We start from the raw sequence: 20,874 nt of genomic DNA on the forward strand, positions 1-20,874 counted from the left end.
ACCCAAAATTTTGTATACTTACATGAGGCAAAGAACTTAAGAGCAAAAAAAGAATAATCTTTTTATATTTCACTTTGAGAGTTTATTAAATCTAAAATTTCGCTTTTTGTATTAAAATATTCTTCTGTATGAAGTATCTCTTTTGCTTTTTGAGTTAGCAACTTGTTGGTAAAATCCAAGTTAAATTCCTTGATTATTTTTCCAGGTCTGGGAGACATCACTAAAACTTTCGTACCTAGCATTAAAGCTTCGTCTACATCATGAGTTATAAAAAATATACTACAATTATTTTCTTGCCAAATATTTCTAATCAAATTTTGCATATTGCTCCTAGTAAATGCGTCTAAGGATCCGAAAGGTTCATCCATTAAGATAACTTCAGGATAATTTGCTAAAACTCTTGCAAGAGCTACTCGCTGTTTCATACCTCCGGAAAGCTCGAAGGGATATTTTTCTTCAAAACCGGTAAGATCAACTTCTTGAATAAAAAATTTTGAAATTTCTTCGATTTTGTCTTTTGCGACACCCCTGCTTTTTGGCCCAAACTCGATGTTTCCTTTAACAGTTAACCATGGATATAGAGTAGGAGATTGAAATACAACTCCTCTATGCCAGTCTGGCCCTTCTATGGGGTTTTCATGCATCAAACATTTCCCTGATGTTAATGGGATGAAACCTGCTATTACTCTTAACAATGTACTTTTTCCGCAACCGGAGGGTCCTAAAATACAAAGAAACTCGCTTTTTTTCAATTCTAAATTAACGTCTTTTAAAGCTTCTATCACACCGGTTTTTGTTTCGTAATTGACACTCAAATTTTCAATTTTTATCAAAGTTTCTTTATAAAGATTGTCTATATTTCATCATCCTTTTCCAAGGATTTTTCAATGTAATAAGGGTTAATATATTCAATAAATTCTTCTAAACTTGGCGAACTTTCGATATAGCCCTGAGTTTTTAAAAAATCTGACGTATCTTTCATGACTCTTACAAAATTACCAGGTTTTTCACTTGTTCCCATATACATAGAACTGATCATCTCTTCTCTTGTAAGCCAAATTGAGCCTTGCATTTGGGTTAAAGCAGTTTCAGGAGATATTCCTAAATTTTTCGAAACTATTTCAGCAGCACGTTCTGGATCATTTAAATATATGTCGTTTGCTTCAGCCAAACAGTCTATAAAAGATACAACTAAATCAGGGTACTTTTCTGAAAACTTTTTGCTAACTAAAGCCACATTTGCTGTAATATAGCCTTGTTCTAACATATCCTCACTGGAAATCAAAACTCTTCCACCATTTGCTATAAGTTCACCTAAAGAAGGTTGCCAAGTATAAGCAGCATCTATATCTCCTCTTGACCAGGCAGCAACTATCTCGGTTGTTTTCATGTCTAGCAGTTGAACTTTATCTTCTATTCCTGCCTCTTTGAGAATATTCAGTAAAATATAATGACTAGTGGAAGCAAAAGGAGTTGCTATCTTTTTACCAATAAGATCGTTTATACTGTTTATTTCATCGTTCTCTCTAACGACCAGGGCCTCTATATCACCCAAGACTTCGTGTATCCAAATTAACTCTACATCAAGGTCTCTAACGAAAGCAATGATAGAATTTATGTTCCCCATGGTAGCAAAATCTATACTTCCTGAGGCGAAAGCTTGATTGGCTTCTACTCCAGAATCAAAAACTATAAAATTACATTTGATGCCCTTATCAGTAAAGTATTTATCAAACAGCCCTTGTTCAATGGCAATGGTTTCGTCATTCGGGACTCTTAAAATCCCAATATTGATCTCTTCGGGTAAGTCTTGCTGACCCTTATTACAACTTGTAAAAATAAGAGTTATCAATGTAATTAAAACCAAAAATAGTAAAGATTTCATTAATCTACTTTTCATATATGCCATAACACCTCCTCTAAGGAGAAACCAGTTTTTAAACCTTACCTTTCCAGAAAATTAATTTTCTTTCTAAAGATCGTAATCCATAATCTATTAAAACACCACTGATTCCCATTATAAAAATGCCAACGAATATGACATCGCTTTTTAAATAGTTAGAGGCATCAATTACCATCCAACCAATACCAGAGGTAGCTGCAACCATTTCAGAAGAAACAAGAGTTGTGTATGCCACACCGAAAGAAGTTCTGATACCGGTAAATATTTCTGGTAGACATGCAGGTAAAACAATTTTAAAAAACACATTCGTTTGATCTGCTCCCAAGGATCTTGCACTCAATATATAATCTTGGTTTATTCCTTTCACAGCGGAAACGCAAGCTATGTATATGGGAGCAAAGGCGGCTAAAAAAAAGTAAAACTTCTTTTGATAAGTCTCCTATACCAAACCATAAGATAAGAATCGTGTAATAAGCCAAAGGAGGTAAAGGCCTATAAAATTCTACGATAGAATCTATTATCGCTTCCACTCTTTTAAAATAACCACTTAAAAGTCCTATAGGTAAAGCAAATATTATAGCAAAAGCTATGGAAACGAATAACCTTTTGAAACTTGTTCCTATATGCACCCATAATGGAATATTGTTGTATCCATCTCTGATCAAATTTAAAAAAGCGGACCAGACTCTTTGAGGTGAGGGTAGCAGAGTTGGAGTAAATATTTCTAGTTTTGTAACAATATACCAGGCTAAAAATATCGTTAACCAAGTGAATACTGTTAATAAAATATGATTGTTTTTTTTGTTTGATTCATTATTATTCATGCAAACAATTCCTTCTCTTTTTACAAAGATTTTAAATGAAAGGCCATCAATTTTCTTGATGGCCTATGAATTGTATCACAATTTTAGTCTAAACATAAATCAATCAAAATTATAAGCGGTAACTATCTTTTCTCTACCAGTGATTTGGTCTAAATAATATTCATAATAACAGGTACCTAAGAATGAACCGGAAATATTAAAGACATTTTTGTACCCTCTTCCTTGAAGAGCTATAATCGCATTATAACTTCTCTGAGAAGAACGGCAATGAATATAGACTGGACGATCTTTAGGTATTTCATTCAGTCTTTCCCTAAGTTCACTCAACGGTATGTTAACAGCGGTTTTTAGATGACCTTTTTCGTATTCATCTCTTTCACGACAATCAATGATGAAAGCGCCATTTTCGACAAGTTCCCTAACTTTAGTCACAGGGACTTGTCTGAATCTACCATGCAATAGATTTAAACCAACTAACGCAGCATGATTAACTGGATCTTTAGCAGTGGAAAACAGAGGCGCATAACATAGTTCTAACTCTTTTAAGTCTTCTAATGTTCCATTCATACGAATTAGTGTAGCTATCACATCAATACGTTTAGGGGCATCACCTTCGCTAATTGCTTGTGCTCCAAGTATTCTTCCCGTAGGAACTTCGTATATCAATTTTAAATGTAGCTGATAACTATTCGGCATTAAGCCGACTTTATCCTGAGGAATGATATAAACAAAGTCGTAAGGAATGTTATTAGCTTTAGCTTGCTTTTCATTTAGGCCCGTGGCAGCTGCGTTTAAATTGAAAACTTTCACAACTGATGACCCAATAACGCCTTTATTTATATGAGGTATATTGTAAATATGATCTGCTGCAGCCCTTGCTTGTCGTTGGGCAGGACCAGCAAGAGGTAGTCTGCAAGGTTTGCATAGTAAAGCAGAATAGGTTTCTATGGCGTCTCCAACAGCATAGATATCATCATCGCTTGTTCTGTAGTTATGATCTACTTTAATACCACCTGTTTCACCTATTTCCAAACCAGCATCCTTTGCCAAAGAGGTTTCAGGGCATACTCCTACAGCCATTATAACAGCTCTAGCATTTACTTTTTTACCGGATTTTAGTTCTACATAATCATCAAAGATTTTAGTTACAGAATCACTTAAAATAAGGTTTACACCGTTATCGTATAACTCTTTATGTAAGATCTGAACCATATCGTAGTCAAACGTTTGCATTACTTGATCTAGAGCTTCTATCAAATTAACGTTATAACCCGCTAATTTAAGGTTTTCTGCAACTTCGACTCCAATATAACCTCCTCCAACTACCGCAACATCTTTTATGTTATTTTTTTCTATGTAGTCTTTAATTTTAACTATATCTACCACGTTTCTGACTGTAAATACATTTGCTCTGTCTATTCCTTCGATACTTTTTGGAAGAACAGGTTTGGCCCCTGGAGAAAGAACCAATTTGTCATAATGCTCTTCGTATTCTTCTCCCGTTTTTGTATTTCTAACAATGACTTTCTTTTGGTCCCTTATAATTTTTATAACTTCACTGTTAACCCTTGCTTCAATGTTATACTGTTTTTTAAATTGTTCTGGTGTCATCAAAACTAAATCATCACTATTTTCAACCATACCACTTAAATGAAATGGTAAGGCACAATTGGAGAAAGAAACATGGGGCCCTCTTTCAAACATTATTATTTCAGCAGATTCATCAAGCCTTCTTGCTCTTGCTGCTACTGAGGCACCTCCAGCAACTCCTCCAACTATAAGTATTCGTTTACCCATTTTAAAGGCCTCCTTTAGTTGACCAAAAAAAGTCTGAATCGCATTGCATCAATGAAATTCATCTTTTTTTATAGTTCACAACTATTGTGTTAATTCTTATCTACTTTAAACTCAGTTTTTGATGGGATCTTATAAAATATCTTATTGCTAACCACAGCACCTAAAACCATGAAAGCTAAAAATATCCAACCTGATAATGAAAATTCGACTATAGGACTGTATAGTGCTCCAACATTACAACCATTGGCAAAACGGGTTCCGAATCCCATCAAAATACCACCCAAAGCGTATAAAAAGGCTTCTTTTCCAGTTACACGCAGCTCTGATTTAAATGATTCAACAAATTTACCAGCTGATAGAAGATAAGCAAGTGCTCCTACTACTATTCCGAAGTTTTGAACTAACGATGCATTTTGAAAAAAAGGCGTAGTAAAGGTAGAAACAGGCATTTTTGTAAACTCAGCAATAGTTTCCCCTGAAACACCAAAAACCATAAGTATTTTGCCTATAAAAACCCCGTGTGGAGTAGAAGCTCCCCAACCTGCCTTTGTAACTCCAAACAATAGAACAAAAAGTATACTTAATACTACTGCCCCTTCAGTTAAAGTCCAAGGTTTCACAAATATATGATCATAAGTTTCTTGACTAAAAAGCTTGAAATTAAAAAGATCTAATTTCTTTCTGCTTTCTTGTTCTTTTTCTGAGGGAACTCCAAAATATGTATTTTCTTTCCTTCTCTTTTTTTCGTATTGGTAAGAAGCAAAAATCACTATTGAGGAAAATAATCCCAACAATAAGATAGCCCCTAAATAACCTTGAAAACCGTCCCATTTGAATAAATCTGGCAAAAAAACTCCTCCACTAAACTCAGCTCCAGTTGGAGATGTAATCCATGAATTGGTAACCCATCCAGCGGTTCTTTGAATAGGAAATCCCAGAAAAACACCTATTCCAAAAAATATCAAAGTTATCAAAGCTCTTGTAAATCCCATAGTTAAGTCGGTAAGTACACCTGTAGCACAACAAACAGAAAGGGACATACCAAAACCAAAGAGGAAAGCTCCCAACAGTAAACCTAAATTAATTGGGTTTATCCAAAGGCTGTAATTAGTGGGGTCTGAATTAAACAAAAATCCCATGATCATCACAGAGGTTATAAAAAACATAAATATCATAGCACGCATGAGTTGAGTAGATCCTGTTCTATAAGCTCTATTGACACTTCCAGCAAATCCGGTATAAGCTCTCGCTAAGGTGTATCCAAAACCTACTCCAATCAAAAGTCTAAAAAAAAGCATATCTGTTGCCAAAAGTGTGTTTCCGAGGATGAGAATCAGTGCAAAAGTTAACAAACCAAGGACTTTCTCTACTGTTTTAGTCATACTTTTTCCTCCTGTCTAAAGGCATTTTTAAAACAAAAGATTGAAATTTCTAAAAGAATAGTTTTACTAGAACATTAGTTTAATATTTAGGCTTCACCCCCTTTGTGAAATAGTTCATGAAGTATGAAAAAATATAAAATATTTTTAAACACTAAAATTTTAATTGTTAGTTCTTTCACTAATTACGATTCAAAATTATTCTAACAAAAAAAAGTAAAAATAGAATTAACTTTGTCAGCTTTTTAATAAAGAAAGATTAAATAATGGTTATTTCATAAGTTTTGAATAAAAAAGGTTTAATGTTATAATTAAAAAAGAGATTTTTTTCAGTAATTTTATCTAGTTGAAGAATAGAGGTGAAATATTTGAAAAACCAAGTAAAGATGATCTACTTTGATTTAGATCATACCCTTTGGGATTTTGAAAGTAATTCACAAGAAGCATTGAAGTTGGTCTATCAAAAGTACGGTCACGTTTTTCGTGAAACGTCTTTGGACAAGTTTGTAGAATCCTACCAAAAGATCAATAAAAAGTTATGGGAAATGTATAGGAAAAAAGAAATAGGTCAACATGAATTAAAACTTCTTCGTTTTGAAATTTCTTTGAATGCTTTAAAGATAAAGCATAGGGAAGATTTGATAGAAGAGATGAATAATACTTACCTAAATATTTTATCGAATCAAAAACTCCTCGTCGAAGGGACAGTGGAAATTTTGGAGTATTTAAAAGATAAATATGAATTGGGAATTTTGACAAACGGCTTTAGAGAAACTCAAATTGTTAAAATGAAAAGTTCGGGAATATATGACTATTTTAGTATTTTAGTTAGTTCAGAAGATGTCGGTTTTCCGAAACCCGATGAAAGGATTTTTAATTATGCCATTTTAATGTCTAAAAAGTCTAAAGATGAAATTATTTACGTTGGTGATGATCTTGAAAACGACATCCTACCGGCAATAAAATGTGGAATTGATGCCATCTGGTTTAAAAATCATGAGGAATCTCTTCAAATCCAAGAAAAGGATGTTCTCGCTATATCCAAGCTTATAGAGCTGAAAAATATACTTTAAATTCATTGAAGGTAATAAATGCCTTTTTTTAATTTCAAAACTTTTGTATTTCTAATTAGATCTAAATATTCTTTATCCAAATGATACTCTTGTTCTCCGATATAAATGACTACCTTTATCTCGTCATATGCTGCTTTCTTTTTAAAAATTAGTAAATTTTCTTCCGAAGTTATAAGTTCATAACTCCCTGATGAAAGAGAGGGGTGAACTCTTCTTAATTTAATGAGATTTTTACAATAATTGAAGGTTTGTTTCTCTAGATCTGACCAATCTTCTTTGAATTTCATCGCAACTCTTCCACTTTCGTGAAAATTTTGAATTGTTGAGTCTCCTTTTAAAGCTATCTCATTGCCATATTCTAACATCACATTTCCTGTAAGAGCCATTAATAAACCAAGTGCTATGTAAAATGTCTCTAATTCTTGGCATATATCTATGAACCTTGGAAGATCGTGATTTTCTATAAAATAAGTTAGCTGGAACACCCTTTCGTTTAATTGGTTTGATAATACTATTTGATTATATAAATCGAGTAACGACCCATTTTTCTTTCCTAAAACTTCTTTAATTGTATCGTATGTAGCAAAATCAAACAGACTGGTAAAACGTTGAGCATCTTCTCCTTTGAACTTTTTAAGGAGATTAAAATTTTTTATCTTATCTCCCTCGTCTTCCCATACTTCACCTAAAATTACCACATCTTTTTTTATTTTTTTCATCCTTGTAGAAAATTCCTCTAAAAAGTTTAATGGCAAGCCTAAGGCATGATCCAATCTAAATCCGTCTAATTCAAAGTTTTTTAGCCAATACTCTCCAACTCTTATTAAAAATTCTCTTGTCTCTTTATCATCTAGATTCCAAAACAAAAAGGATCTTTGCCATCTTTCTTCTTGAGGTGAACGGGGAGATTCAGTTTTAATGTTCAAATCTTTGGGGACAGAATTAAAATCAAATTCCTTTGAGGCATGGTTAAGTACTAGATCGATAATAACCTTTATTCCTCTTTTATGAGCATCTTCAATAAGCTTTTTAAAGATCGCTTTAGCATCTTCTTCGGAGTTGGAACTTATGTTTTCTGAGATAGAAAAATAATTGGTAATATCGTATCCGTGTGTGGTTTTACTTTTAAAAATAGGCCCAAGATATATCAAATCTATCCCAAGCTCTTTTAAATAGTCTAATTCTTTAATGACACCTTGAAGATCTCCATCTATTGCATTTTTTTCGTAATAGCGATAACTCTCCTTTGGAAAATCATTTGTTAATTCTCCATTTTTATAAAATTTTATTAGAATGTGGTATCCTAAAAACATAAAATTCCTCCCATAGTTTACTTCTGGTTATTTTACCACTCTTTTTTTAAAGAAATGAAAACGTTTCCTAAAGATATTCACTTTTTTTACTTTTAAAATTTAAAATTAAAAAATGTGGTATAATTAAATTATAAATGGATCGTTAGCCCCGTTGCAATAAAGCAACTAGAAGGAGGGGTAACTATGAACATACTTTTGGTTTATCCCGCTTATCCCGAAACATTTTGGAGTTTCAAACACGTGCTGAAATTTATTTCCAAACGCGCTGCTTTGCCGCCTTTGGGTTTGATTACAATAGCTTCTTATCTACCCGAAGAATGGAACATCAGGTTGGTGGATATGAATTGTGAAAAATTAAAAAAAGAAGATATATTAAATTCAGATTATGTTTTTATAAGCGCCATGGCTGTTCAAAGAGAGTCAGCGGTAAATGTGATCGAACAATGTAATGACTATGGCAAACCTATAGTTGCCGGTGGTCCTCTTTTTACAATGGAACCCGACACATTTCAAAATACTGTAGACCATTTTGTTCTTGGAGAAGCGGAAGAATTAATGGATGAGTTGGTTGAAGATATAAAAAATAACAAATTAAAAAGATATTATGCAAAACCTAATTTTTGCAATATTGAAACTACGCCTGTTCCCAGGTGGGATCTGTTAAATCTCAAATGGTATGGGTCCATGAGCATCCAGTATTCTAGAGGTTGCCCTTATAATTGTGAATTTTGCGATATTGCCGCCTTGAATGGTAGAAAACCCAGAACTAAGACAAGCGTACAGTTGATTCAAGAACTTCAATCTTTGTACGATGCAGGGTGGAGGCGTTCTGTTTTCTTTGTAGACGATAATTTTATCTCAAATAAATCAAAATTAAAAAAAGATGTGTTACCCGCAATAATACAGTGGCAAAAAGCTCATGGTTACCCGTTTTCTTTTTATACCGAAGTGTCTGTAGATTTTTCTAATGATGATCAACTCATGGACTTGATGTTCAAAGCGGGTTTTGACAGAGTTTTTATTGGCTTAGAAACCCCTGATCCGGATAGTCTACGAGAAGCTAATAAGTATCAAAATATTAAGCAAAATCTTGAAGAGTCTATCAAAAAAATTCAAAGTTTTGGTTTTGAAATTCAGGGAGGATTTATTGTCGGTTTTGACAGTGATAAGCCCACAATTTTCGATAAGCAATTCGAGTTTATTCAGAAAAACGGCATAGTTACCGCCATGGTTGGCATTTTAAATGCGCCAAGGGGAAGTGAATTATACTCAAGATTACTCAAGGAAAATAGATTACGGGGAGAAATAAGTGGAAACAATGTGGATATCAATACGAATATAATTCCAAAGATGAACTTGGAAATCCTAGTCAAGAATTACAAAAATCTTGTTGCTAAGCTTTATCAGCCCAAAAACTATTATGATCGTTTGAAGAAATTTTTGGTTAATTATAAGGTACCTGGATTCTCCAAGGCTAAGATAGGTTTTCAAGAAATTAGTGCTTTTATTAAATCCATCTTTATTTTAGGGATTGTTGGTAAAGAAAGAAAACAATATTGGAAAATGTTTTTTTGGAGTTTGTTTAAGAAACCTAAAGCTTTTCCAAAAATGATTTCTCTTTCAATTTACGGTTACCATTTCAGGAAAATTGCAGAAAATTTATAAGGTGAGAAAAGGTATGATAAAAAAGATAATTTTGGTTTTTGCATTTATTCCCGTTATAGTAGTCTCTTTTGCTGCAAATCTATCAAAAGATAATATGATTATAAATTTAAACGATAATACATGGATAACAAATCAAATTGCAGAAAAAATAAAAAGTATCGGAAGTTATATGTACAATATAAACATAAAAGATGCGATGTCTAACTCCATAAATATCAATGATTATGATGTAACAATGAATATATTTACAAATACTAAGGAAAATATCACAATTGCGTTTGGATACTTTGATGGCGGAGGTTTTTCATACTCTGAAGAATCTGGTGAAACTAGTGATTGGGTAGAAAAGTTTGCGGTAAAAACTCTGGAGACATTATCCATTCAAAGGTTTTTGTATGGAGAAAACTGGGATGTTTTACAGATCACTTTTTGGAAAGGGGTAGATGAATACCCTGTTTTTCAAAATAATAAGTTGTATCTTGTAAGCGACAGATATATTGGTAATAGGGAAATTTATATTTTTGACTTTAAAGAAGGTACACAAGATAAGATTCCATTGGAATATTCTGCTGAGTATTTTCCTGATATTTCCCCAAACGATGAGTATTTAACTTTTCAAACTACATTGTTTGGAAAATGGGATATTGTATTGTATAATCTAGAAACTGAGGAGATTCAAAAAGTAAGTCCGTCCGATAAGAATGCTTATTCACCATATTTTTATGATAATACTTTGATTCTATTCACTATGGATGAAGATGGTGGTCAGTGGACGGAAGTTTGGATTTATGACTTATACTACGATAAACTTGAGAAATTAACGGAATCAAAGGATCTTTTGAAATTTCGCCCCACCAAATGGGATGGTAACAAAATCAGTTTTTATGGTGTGGATCATCAAACGGCGAATATGAATGTTTATTTTGTTGACGAAGAAAACAGTATCTCACCGTTAATAGCACAACAAAATAATCAAACCGATAATTGGTCAAATGGTTCAGAGCTTCTTGTGTTTTCTGAGTTTAACGGAACCTATTTCAGTATATATGAATACGATGATGGAGAAAAAAGGAATTTATCAGGCATGTTGACAAATGACTGCTTCTATCCAACATATACACCCGACAAAAAATATGTTTTTTTTACTAATTATTATTCAGAATCTGATATTTTTGTTATAAACAGAGAAAAGATCAATATGAACGAACAATAAAACTCTATCGGAGTGATTTGAATAAACAACGAAAAGGTGAATGAAGAAAATTCCGACAAAAATGAGTATAAAAAAATTGCTAAAATCTTTGGATTAATTCTTTTGTTTTTTCTTTTTTTCTGGAATGCTTTGATGACTTTTTTTCTAATAATTCTATTGAATGCAAAAACAATTAAGAAATCTGTATTTGGGAACCTTCCATTGGAAGTTAAGAAAGGTTCCTATACTGATGCAATTACTGTGGAGTATAAAAAGGAAAAGTTACCTTTGAAATTAGATGTTTACTATCCTTCTAAAGAAAAAAGCAAATTTCCTGTAGTCTTTTTTGCTCATGGAGGAGGGTGGATAACTGGAAGTAGGAAATTATCAAGCGTTACCGCATGGGCAAAATTTTTAGCGAGTAGAGGATTTGCCGTTGTTGCAATAGATTACAGGTATAGCTATTTAAACAAATATGAAGAGTTGATAGAAGATTACCACGACGCCCTAAATTATATAAAAGATCATAGTGAAGAGCTGAGTTTAGACAAAGAAAATATCGTGTTGATGGGCACGTCCGCAGGCGGTACTTTGTCACTTTATTATGCAGCATATAATTCTTACTACAATCATTTTGAAAAGATGAAGGGAATAAAGGGAGTTGTGGCTTGGTACGCTCCATCGGATCTTTTAGATCTGTGGAGTAATCAAGTAGATTCTCTTTTTGCACAATTTGCAGTTACAACCACAATGAAAGGAACGCCTAAAACAAAATTTGAAGAATATAAGTTATATTCACCTATAAATTATATATCTGAAAGAATGGTTCCAACACTGTTAGTACATGGGGAAAAAGACGCTACCGTCCCTGTAACAACTTCTATAAAGTTAAACCAGAAGATAAAAGAATGTGGTGTTCCTTCTACATTGTTAATTCATCCAAAAGGGAAGCATTCTTTCGAATTAGAATTAAAAGATGTTTTAACCCAGAAATTTGTTGAAAAAACGGTGAGTTTTATTAAAAAAGTATGCCAAAATAAAGAAACTGATGATACATTAAATAGAAGAGCTGTTTAGAAATAAAGATCTACGAAGATGGGGAGATGAACATATGCTACAAGAGAATTTTAAAATAGATTTTAGTTATGCAAAACAAAATATAGAATTTACTCAAGCTTTCATAAATAAAGGTAAAAATTATAGAGAATCATTAATAAAATTTAATTCTTTATACAAATATAATAAAAAAGGTACCGAAACTAATGAAATCTATCTTTTTGAACCCCGAGGAAAGGCTTTGGGTGTTGCTTTGATACTTCATGGTTTGGGAACTAAAAACATTACCTATATCTTAAAAATGGGGCGATATTTTTCCAAATTAGGCATAAGGGCTGTAGTACCATTATTACCCGACAATTATACCAGAACATCTAACGGATCTATGAGTGGTAAAAATTATTTTTCTGCCGATATTTATACAACCTTGAACACCTGGGAACATGCGGTTGTTGACGTATTAAGTATCATAGATTTTTTGAAAGCGAACGCGCTTTGGCACGAGCGAAACTTCATGATAGGATACTGCCTTGGGGGCATGGTATCTGTTATCGCTAACGCTTTAAATCCTGAAATAAAGCACAATTTCATTATAGCCAGTGGTGGAAACATGGCTGAACTTATATGGGAATCACCTACATTGGAATTTACAAGAAGGGAATTGCTTAAAAAGAAAGACCAAATAGCTTATTTAAGCGATAGAGAAAGGCTAAGAAAGACCTTTCAAAACGATTTAAAGAGGATAGGAGAGTTTAAGAACATTCAAGAGTTTTTAAATTCAGATATACATCCATTGATGAAGGTTGATCCTGCAGCCTATGCCAAATTTTTAAACAGAGAAAAGGTAACATTCTTAGAAGCAGCTTTTGATAAAACCTTACCCAAAAATACAAGAAGGGTTCTATGGGAAAACTTAGGAAGACCTAGAAAGGTGACGGTCCCCATTGATCATATTACCTGGCTACCTTTTCAAAGGTTAATATCAAATATTATAATTAACGAAATGAGGTTCGAAGAAATTAAATACCGTTTCGCTAATTTAGGATATTTGGCTATTTTATCAAAGTGAAGTGATATTTCTTCATCAATTTTAACTTAGAAAATTCATGTTCATAGCGAGATATAAAAAATAAAGGCGTCGAAATTGAACGCCTTCATTTTTTTCTTTTACCCTGCAATTTCTACATTTTACTTAGTTTACAATTTCTTCAGAGTAAAGATGACATTTCACTTCTCTTTAGTCAATTATGTCGATAAATCTTAAAAATCGAAACTTGCATTTAATTTAAAAAATAAAAAAAGATTAGTGGTAAAATATTGAAATAAGGTAGAAACATTGACTTAAAAAGGGGGAAATTGAATTTTGTTTAAACTCAGTAGAAATGGTAAGTTTAAATTTGTGAGCACTAAACACAACAAACAGATATTCGTTACTCCATTGATAACAGATTCACATTTACATATATTGGGATTGGGAGAAAAGCTGTCTCAACCGACTTTGGAGAAAAAGAAACTATCTGAAATTAAGGGTATTATAGAAGAAATTGTCAGTAAAAGACCGAATAAAATTGTTTTAAGAGGTTGGACCGAAGAATTTGCAAATCCTGATAAAAATTTTTTAGATTCAATAAACAGAGAAATCCCCATCATGTTGGTTAGAAGATGCGGACATTTTGCGGTTGTTAATTCAAAGGTTTTTGAGGGTATTGATTTTTCAGATTCAAGTAATTACGTGGATTTTGAAGAAGGAAAAATCAAAGAAAGTGCGATCGATAAATTTTATAAAACCTTTGGCCCTTTCACAGACGTAAAAAATAATTACGAGACCTCAAAGAGGTATTTAAAAGAAAAAGGGTATGGTTTTGTTCATTCAGATGATTTACATGGTATTTCTCAAGACGAGTTACCATTTACACACGATAATGATTTTTTTGTATATGAAAAGGTTGCCGTTAAGGGCTATAATGAGCTTTCAAAATATTATGAATCAGGATATTTTAATGAATTTAAATGTGTTAAAATATATTTGGATGGTTCGTTAGGTGCACGAACAGCTTTATTGCTTAATAAGTACACCGATTCTGATACGTATGGGGAAAAATTATGGGAAGATACTGAGTTAACTGCGGTTGTTGAATTTTGTGAAGATAACGGACTTCATTTAGCTGCTCATGCTATAGGAGATGGGGCTATAGAACAAATTTTACGAGTTTTTGAAAGAGTCAATCCTAAATTAAGGCATAGAATAATTCATGCTATTCTGCTTAGTTCTAACCAAATAGAAAGGATTAAAAAACATAACCTTATTGTAGACATACAACCTCAATTCATTGAATCCGATAAAGTTTTTATTGCAGATAGATTGGGTGAAAGGGTAAAAGATGCGTTTAGATTTTATGATTTATACAAGTCACAAGTTCCTCTTTTTATTTCATCAGATGCTCCAGTTGAAGAACCAGATTGGTTGAGAGATATTAAAAGATTGAAAGAAATAGGTATCCCTTACAATTATTCTTTGTATCAGCTTATCTATGGCCCAGAAACCATAGATAACATTGATAGGCAAGAAAGCATGGAAAGTAACGCTTTAATATTTCAGGACGATCCTTTTGTTGAAATATCTCAACCAAAGATCTATCAAAATGAAAATTAGATTTTGATTTTAAAAAAGTGCAAGTATTAGAATTTTAACGACAGTAATAATTACATTTTGTGAGGAGGTAGAGTAATGGAGAAATTAGCTTTAGAGGATTTTACAAAGTACAAATTTATATCGAACACAAAATTTTCACCGAATGGTAAAAACTTAGCTTTTGTTGTCTCTGAGATGGATGTCGATGAGAACAAGTATCTATCAAATATATGGCTTTACAATGTAGATAATAGAAAGACCAACAAACTTACTACTTTCAATCAAGAAAGTTCTTATGTATGGTTGGACGATGAGAATATCATCTTCTCAACGGTAAGAGAGGAAAAGGATAAAAAGAGGAAAGAAAAGGGAGAACCTTTTACAATTTTTTATATAATAAACATCAAAGGTGGAGAAGCTCAAAAATACTTTGAACTCCCGTTCTTTGCATCAGATATTGAACCCATATCTAAGGATAAGTTTGTTGTAACTGGTATTTACGACCCGAAATATAAGAATTTGGATAACCTTTCAAAGGAAGAAAAAGAAAAGGAATTGGATAAGCTCAAAGAAGAAAAAGATTACGAAGTTTTAGATGAAATACCCTTCTGGTCGAATGGCCGAGGATTTACCAACAAGAAAAGAAATAGATTATACATTTATACGTTAGAAGATAAGAAAGTTACCCCCTTAACAGATGAATTGACAAACGTAGAAGGTTTTAAATTAAATGAAGAGAAAGATTTAATACTTTTCATTTCCAACACTTTTAAAGATAAAATGGAAATAAGATCCGATCTTTATTTATATGACTTAAAGAAAGAAAGTTTAGAAAAATTAACTCATGAAGATCCTTTCAATTATGTATATGCAGACTTTCTCAAAGAGAAAATAATCTTCTTAGGGTCCAACATGAAAGAGTATGGAATCAACGAGAACCCAAAATTTTATTTGATGGACTTACAAACAAAAGAAGTGAAACAAATTCAAACTGATTTTGATTTTAGTACTTGGAGTTCTGTAGGTTCTGATTGTAGATATGGTTCTAATAGTGAATTCAAAGTGGAGGACAATTACCTTTATTTTGAAACAACAGAGTATGGAAATTCTTTCATAAATAGAATAGATGAGAGAGGTAAGAGGGAAAAATTAACCACACAAAGCGGATCCGTTGATGGTTTTGATGTATTTAAAGATCGTATCATCTTTGTGGGGATGAGAGATGTTAAACTTCAAGAACTATACGAATTAGCAGGCAATGAAGAGAAACAACTAACTACTTTCAACGAATGGGTAATAGGAGAAAAAACTTTATCTAAGCCTGAAAAAATAACCTTTCTTGGCAAAGGTGAGATAGAAATAGAAGGATGGGTTATGAAACCTGTTAATTTTGAAGAGAACAAGAAATACCCCGCAATCTTAGATATTCATGGTGGCCCAAAAACCGTTTATGGTGGAGATGTTTTTTTCCATGAAATGCAGTATTGGGCAAATGAAGGTTATGTTGTTATGTTTTGTAATCCCCGAGGAAGTGATGGAAGAGGGGATGAGTTTGCAGATATCAGAGGAAAGTATGGAACAATAGACTATGAAGACATAATGGACTTTGTTGATAAAGTATTGGAAAAGTTCTCTTTCATAGACGAAAATAGAATAGGGGTAACAGGTGGTTCTTATGGTGGTTATATGACCAACTGGGTAATTGGACATACTGATAGGTTCAAGGCTGCTGTTTCTCAAAGAAGTATAGCGAATTGGATAGCTAAATTTGGCACTACCGATATCGGTTACTATTTCGTTGAAGATCAACAAGCAGCCACCCCCTGGAGTGATTATGAAAAGTTATGGTTCCATTCACCTATGAAATACGCAGATAACGTTAAAACTCCAACTCTTTTTATACATTCGGAAGAAGATTACCGTTGTTGGTTGGCTGAAGGATTGCAGATGTTCACTTCACTCAAATACAATGGCGTGGAATCAAAATTGGTTATGTTCAGAGGAGAAAATCATGAGTTGAGCAGAAGTGGAAAACCAAAACATCGAGTAAGAAGATTAAAAGAGATTACCGCGTGGTTTGACAATTATTTAAAATAGTTAAATGTTTGTAGCTAACTTTTCACATTAAAAGGAGAAAAAGCATGAGATCAAAAACCAAACGCTTGGTAACTATATCGTTGTTATCTGGTATTTCTTTTGTTCTAGGATTTACTCCATTGGGATTTATCCCTATTCCTCCAGCGAATGCAACAACTATGCATATTCCAGTTATAATTGGGGCAATATTGGAGGGACCTATTGCAGGAATGGTTATAGGTTTGATATTTGGGGTGTCTAGTATAATTCAAGCACTTTTAAGACCGAATATATTGTCTTTTGCTTTTGTTAATCCTTTAGTTTCTGTATTACCAAGAATATTGATTGGTTTAGTTTCATATTATTCATACAGGTTAGTATTTGAACTTTTCTCGAGTAATAAAGAAAAAGTTTCAAAATGGAGAGATAGCGTATCTATTGGTGTAAGTGCTGCTTTAGGAACTTTTACTAACACCGCAGGTGTTTTAGGTATGATGTATCTCTTATTTGCCGACAGGATAGCTACCGCTATGGGAGTAGCAAGGGAAGCCGTAGGTGGGGTAGTGTTGGCTATAGGCCTAACAAACGGTATTCCAGAGATCATAATAGCGATTTTAATAACTGTTGGGGTAATCAGAGCGGTAAAAAAGGCAGGCTATTGATTATCTCATCATTTGGGTGGGATGCGGGGGAAGGGCGCTATAGCAACTTTTTTGATTTCTATAGACAACAAAAATTACAAATTAAAAGGAGGAGTCAAGTATTATGAAGAAATACACAGCTACCCACGAATATGTAACAATAGAAGGAAATATTGCAACTGTTGGGATTTCTGCGAAGGCTGCTGAAGAATTGGGTGATGTAACCTACGTTGAATTACCAGAAGTTGGGAAAGAAGTAAAAAAAGGTGAAGTCCTGTGCACCATAGAATCTGTGAAGTCAGCCGAAGATATATATGTACCTTTAAGTGGAAAAATTGTTGAAGTTAACAAAGATCTTGAAGACCAGCCGGAAATAATAAACGAAGATGCGGAAAATAAAGGATGGATTGTAAAAATTGAATTTTCTGATCAATCAGAGATCGAAGATCTTTTGGATGAAGAACCTCCAATGTAGACAAGTATGATTCAAAATTAAGGGCCCTTATTAAATGGGGTCCTTTTTTCTTTTGTTAACTTGAAGAAGCCAGACATAAAGCAAAAAGATCAAACTCCATAGAAATAACGGAATAAATAAAGAATTAAATTCAATTGGCTCCCAAAATGTAAAAAGATTTACGAAGTTTTTTATTGACAAAGCAAAAAAAGTTGAAAAAGAATGAACAAAATTGAAAGGCAATAATATTGAAAGAACGCTACATAAGATTAGTAATGAAATAGCAGGGGTTAGAATGGGCGTTATGAAAAGTCCAATCAAAGAAATTTCTCCAAAGTGTATCAACGCTATAGGAAATATACCGACATATGCCGCTATAGGAACAGATAAGGATCTAAAATATTGATTTTCTATATGGTTCATTGAAAATAAAATCATAAAAGTTGCTGCATAACTCATTTGGAAACTAACGTTCATAAGATTATTGGGGAAGAACAAAAGGTTGAGATATCCTATTAATCCTAAGATGTTGAAAGAGCTAACAGGAACGTCGAAAAGTCTGAATAAGTTTAAAGTGACTAAAAGCGATACAGCCCGTACAGAACTTGGGGTGAATCCGGTAAAAACCAAATAAAAAGTGATGATAGTGGAGTATAAGATGAGTCTTAAATTCCTTTTCAAGATAAAAAAGTTGAGAAAGAAACTGATCATCGAGTAAATTATGTACACGTGCATACCTGAAACGGCAAATAGATGCAAAGTCCCTGTTTTTTGAAATACCTCTTTATCCCGTATATTACCCATAAAAGAGCTCGTCAATATATCAAGTGCCTCGGTATTTTGAATGTTTTCAGACAATCTATTGGTTGCAAGATCTTTTATCTTCATAATCGAATTGTTGTTGGCAGGAGCCACATATTCAGCTCTAAGAAAATCGTTTTCAATGGTTCCGTATATGTAGACGTTTTTGCCCGTAGTGATGGGAACCGTACTGAATTCACCATAGTAAAATTTATAATAATTCCTGTATTTCTGCCATTGATTTTCATAATAGATTTTTCTTGAAAATACCGTATAATAATTTCCTCTTTTGTCTATAATTTTCCCTAAAATACCTGCTTCTGAATTGAGATTGATGGGAATGTATAACAAGCCAGGAAACAACAAGACACCGATTAAAAAGACTTTTAATTTATCTTTCTCAAAGAGTTTTAAAAGAAGAAGAAACAAAAAATAGCCTATTAATACTGCGGCTTTATTCAAGTAGGAAAGTACTAATAACAAAGAAAAGGCAATGAATAATTCAATAAAAAAGGGGAAGGTAACTTCAGTTTTCTTTTCTATACTTTTACCCCCAGTAGATAGAAATCAGAAGTGAGATTATCAATCAGGAATATAATAAAATTAATTCAAAAAACAAAAGGATCGTAAAACACGATCCTTTATTCTGGTGCCGGGGGCGGGACTTGAACCCGCACGAGTGTAAATACTCATATGGCCCTCAACCATACGTGTCTACCAATTCCACCACCCCGGCGAAAAAGTTATTTATGTCAATATATCAAAATTATTATACACTACGTTATAGGCTTTGTCAAGAGACCGTGGCTATGTCATACACTTCACCATTTTTGATAACAGTTTGAGTGTGGTTTACTCCGAAGTGGTATATTAAGTATTCTATATTTGGAACATCGAAAATCGCCATATCAGTTTTTTACCTACCTCCAAACTACCAATTTTATCTTCTAATTTCAGTGCACAAGCCGCATTAATAGTAACCGATGTAATTATTTCCTTTGGATTCATATGTAATTTTATTGCCCCAAACGTCATAACCAATTGTAAATTTTCTGTAGGCGAACTTCCTGGGTTATAATCGGTCGATAATGCAATTGGTATACCAAGTTCAATCATCTTTCTGGCGTTTGCATACTTCTCACTTTGTAAAAAGAAGGTTGTTGTAGGAAGAAGGGTAGCTATAACGTTGTTCTCAGCCATTTTTTTCAAGCCTTCATCACTTGCACCTACCAAATGATCTGCTGAAACGCAGCCTAACTCAGCAGCTAATTCGGTACCTCCTAAAGGTTCTATTTCGTCTGCGTGAATTTTGAGGAATAGACCGTGTTCTTTTGCAGCAGAAAGTATTTTTCTGGATTGATCAACTGAGAAAACTCCTTTTTCACAGAATACATCACAAAATTTAGCTAAATTTTTTTCTGCTACATACGGGATCATTTCAGTTATGAGTATATCTACGAATTTATCGACGTTGTCTTGGTACTTTTTAGGTACGGCATGCGCCCCCAAAAATGTAGGAACCAAATCTATGGGGTGGATTCTATTGAGTTCTCTTATGACCTCAAGCTGTTTCAATTCTGTGTCAAAGTCATCAAGCCCATAACCGCTTTTTGCTTCAACGGTTGTTACTCCGTAAGACAACATTCTATTTAAACTCTTTTCTGACTTTTCAAGTAATTCTTCAAAAGATGCCTTTTTAGTTGATTCAACGGTGTCGTATATTCCTCCCCCAGAACTTAAAATATCTAAGTAACTCTCACCTTCTAATTTTTTAAATAATTCATATTCCCTTGAGCCACCATGGACCAAATGAGTGTGAGAGTCTATTAAACCGGGTGTTACAGTTTTCCCTTGGGCGTTTATAATTTTTGCATCTTGAGCTATTTCTATGTCTTTTGGCAAATCACCACTTCCAACGTAGATAATCTTATCTTTTGAAGCAGCAATTATGCCATTTTTTATTAAGCCAATTTCTGACATTTCCTCTTTCTTTCTTGGTCTATTAGGACCTCTCATCGTTATTAAATTTGAGATGTTTTTTATTATTAAAGTAGCTTTTTCGCTCATA

General features: G+C 33.2%; 15 protein-coding genes, 1 tRNA gene and 2 pseudogenes. 9 read left to right on the forward strand and 9 right to left on the reverse strand.

The annotated features are described in order from the left end of the window. Positions 1-62: 62 nt before the first annotated feature. The 5 genes and pseudogenes from NAAC61_RS02950 to NAAC61_RS02975 all read right to left on the reverse strand — a co-directional run bounded on the left by NAAC61_RS02950 (position 63) and on the right by NAAC61_RS02975 (position 5,906). Positions 63-833 (reverse strand): ABC transporter ATP-binding protein, encoded by a 771-nt coding sequence (locus tag NAAC61_RS02950; RefSeq protein WP_199171173.1) that lies wholly within the window; start codon positions 831-833, stop codon positions 63-65. Between the two features lie 20 nt (positions 834-853). Beyond that, positions 854-1,900 carry a taurine ABC transporter substrate-binding protein gene (locus NAAC61_RS02955; RefSeq protein WP_103065187.1) on the reverse strand — a complete coding sequence of 349 codons (1,047 nt, stop codon included), beginning with the start codon at positions 1,898-1,900 and terminating at the stop codon, positions 854-856. Positions 1,901-1,937: 37 nt separating this feature from the next. After that, positions 1,938-2,727, reverse strand: a pseudogene (locus NAAC61_RS02965) (ABC transporter permease). A gap of 99 nt (positions 2,728-2,826) precedes the next feature. Then, entirely contained in the window at positions 2,827-4,524 is a 1,698-nt protein-coding gene (locus NAAC61_RS02970) for an FAD-dependent oxidoreductase (protein ID WP_103065160.1), read from the reverse strand. Positions 4,525-4,613: 89 nt separating this feature from the next. Continuing rightward, the gene (locus NAAC61_RS02975; RefSeq protein WP_103065159.1) at positions 4,614-5,906 is read right to left on the reverse strand and encodes a YeeE/YedE family protein; all 1,293 of its coding nucleotides are present in this window, start codon (positions 5,904-5,906) and stop codon (positions 4,614-4,616) included. Between the two features lie 365 nt (positions 5,907-6,271). Here NAAC61_RS02975 and NAAC61_RS02980 point away from each other — a divergent pair, with 365 nt between their 5' ends. Then, entirely contained in the window at positions 6,272-6,976 is a 705-nt protein-coding gene (locus NAAC61_RS02980; protein ID WP_103065158.1) for a YjjG family noncanonical pyrimidine nucleotidase, read from the forward strand. 2 nt (positions 6,977-6,978) lie between these two features. Here the strand turns inward: NAAC61_RS02980 and NAAC61_RS02985 are convergent, their stop codons facing one another. After that, positions 6,979-8,289: an alpha-amylase family glycosyl hydrolase gene (locus tag NAAC61_RS02985; RefSeq protein ID WP_103065157.1), complete on the reverse strand. Its 1,311-nt coding sequence runs from the start codon at positions 8,287-8,289 to the stop codon at positions 6,979-6,981. 183 nt (positions 8,290-8,472) lie between these two features. Here NAAC61_RS02985 and NAAC61_RS02990 point away from each other — a divergent pair, with 183 nt between their 5' ends. From NAAC61_RS02990 to gcvH, 8 genes are all read left to right on the forward strand, one after another. Beyond that, positions 8,473-9,954, forward strand: a complete 1,482-nt coding sequence (locus NAAC61_RS02990) for a B12-binding domain-containing radical SAM protein (RefSeq protein WP_103065156.1) — start codon at positions 8,473-8,475, stop codon at positions 9,952-9,954. A gap of 13 nt (positions 9,955-9,967) precedes the next feature. Beyond that, positions 9,968-11,167, forward strand: a complete 1,200-nt coding sequence (locus NAAC61_RS02995) for a TolB family protein (protein WP_103065155.1) — start codon at positions 9,968-9,970, stop codon at positions 11,165-11,167. Positions 11,168-11,299: 132 nt separating this feature from the next. Further along, a complete protein-coding gene (locus tag NAAC61_RS03000) occupies positions 11,300-12,223 on the forward strand; it encodes an alpha/beta hydrolase (RefSeq protein WP_233186677.1) in 924 nt (307 codons plus the stop codon). 34 nt (positions 12,224-12,257) lie between these two features. Then, positions 12,258-13,271, forward strand: coding sequence for a dienelactone hydrolase family protein (locus tag NAAC61_RS03005; RefSeq protein WP_121959019.1), 1,014 nt, complete (start codon positions 12,258-12,260; stop codon positions 13,269-13,271). A gap of 294 nt (positions 13,272-13,565) precedes the next feature. Next, entirely contained in the window at positions 13,566-14,855 is a 1,290-nt protein-coding gene (locus NAAC61_RS03010) for an amidohydrolase family protein (protein ID WP_158245193.1), read from the forward strand. Positions 14,856-14,930: 75 nt separating this feature from the next. Then, positions 14,931-16,931 carry a S9 family peptidase gene (locus tag NAAC61_RS03015; protein WP_103065151.1) on the forward strand — a complete coding sequence of 667 codons (2,001 nt, stop codon included), beginning with the start codon at positions 14,931-14,933 and terminating at the stop codon, positions 16,929-16,931. 44 nt (positions 16,932-16,975) lie between these two features. Then, positions 16,976-17,572 (forward strand): ECF transporter S component, encoded by a 597-nt coding sequence (locus NAAC61_RS03020; protein WP_012208096.1) that lies wholly within the window; start codon positions 16,976-16,978, stop codon positions 17,570-17,572. A 103-nt stretch (positions 17,573-17,675) separates the two neighbouring features. Continuing rightward, the gene (gene gcvH, locus NAAC61_RS03025) at positions 17,676-18,026 is read left to right on the forward strand and encodes a glycine cleavage system protein GcvH (protein WP_103065150.1); all 351 of its coding nucleotides are present in this window, start codon (positions 17,676-17,678) and stop codon (positions 18,024-18,026) included. 30 nt (positions 18,027-18,056) lie between these two features. Here the strand turns inward: gcvH and NAAC61_RS03030 are convergent, their stop codons facing one another. The 3 genes and pseudogenes from NAAC61_RS03030 to hutI all read right to left on the reverse strand — a co-directional run bounded on the left by NAAC61_RS03030 (position 18,057) and on the right by hutI (position 20,873). Continuing rightward, positions 18,057-19,235, reverse strand: coding sequence for a ComEC/Rec2 family competence protein (locus NAAC61_RS03030; protein ID WP_103065149.1), 1,179 nt, complete (start codon positions 19,233-19,235; stop codon positions 18,057-18,059). A gap of 218 nt (positions 19,236-19,453) precedes the next feature. Beyond that, positions 19,454-19,542 (reverse strand) — tRNA-Leu (locus NAAC61_RS03035). 57 nt (positions 19,543-19,599) lie between these two features. After that, positions 19,600-20,873, reverse strand: a pseudogene (gene hutI, locus NAAC61_RS03040) (imidazolonepropionase). Between the last annotated feature and the right edge of the window lies 1 nt (position 20,874).

Source organism: Petrotoga sp. 8T1HF07.NaAc.6.1 (genome assembly GCF_016772115.1).
GTDB classification, from domain to species: Bacteria; Thermotogota; Thermotogae; order Petrotogales; family Petrotogaceae; genus Petrotoga; species Petrotoga mobilis.

Coding starts and splice junctions, on each gene's coding strand:
- NAAC61_RS02955 (WP_103065187.1), bottom strand. CDS start 1,900: ATGAAAAGTAGATTAATGAAATCTTTACTATTTTTGGTTTTAATTACA.
- NAAC61_RS02970 (WP_103065160.1), bottom strand. CDS start 4,524: ATGGGTAAACGAATACTTATAGTTGGAGGAGTTGCTGGAGGTGCCTCA.
- NAAC61_RS02975 (WP_103065159.1), bottom strand. CDS start 5,906: ATGACTAAAACAGTAGAGAAAGTCCTTGGTTTGTTAACTTTTGCACTG.
- NAAC61_RS02985 (WP_103065157.1), bottom strand. CDS start 8,289: ATGTTTTTAGGATACCACATTCTAATAAAATTTTATAAAAATGGAGAA.
- NAAC61_RS02990 (WP_103065156.1), top strand. CDS start 8,473: ATGAACATACTTTTGGTTTATCCCGCTTATCCCGAAACATTTTGGAGT.
- NAAC61_RS02995 (WP_103065155.1), top strand. CDS start 9,968: ATGATAAAAAAGATAATTTTGGTTTTTGCATTTATTCCCGTTATAGTA.
- NAAC61_RS03000 (WP_233186677.1), top strand. CDS start 11,300: ATGACTTTTTTTCTAATAATTCTATTGAATGCAAAAACAATTAAGAAA.
- NAAC61_RS03005 (WP_121959019.1), top strand. CDS start 12,258: ATGCTACAAGAGAATTTTAAAATAGATTTTAGTTATGCAAAACAAAAT.
- NAAC61_RS03015 (WP_103065151.1), top strand. CDS start 14,931: ATGGAGAAATTAGCTTTAGAGGATTTTACAAAGTACAAATTTATATCG.
- NAAC61_RS03020 (WP_012208096.1), top strand. CDS start 16,976: ATGAGATCAAAAACCAAACGCTTGGTAACTATATCGTTGTTATCTGGT.
- gcvH (WP_103065150.1), top strand. CDS start 17,676: ATGAAGAAATACACAGCTACCCACGAATATGTAACAATAGAAGGAAAT.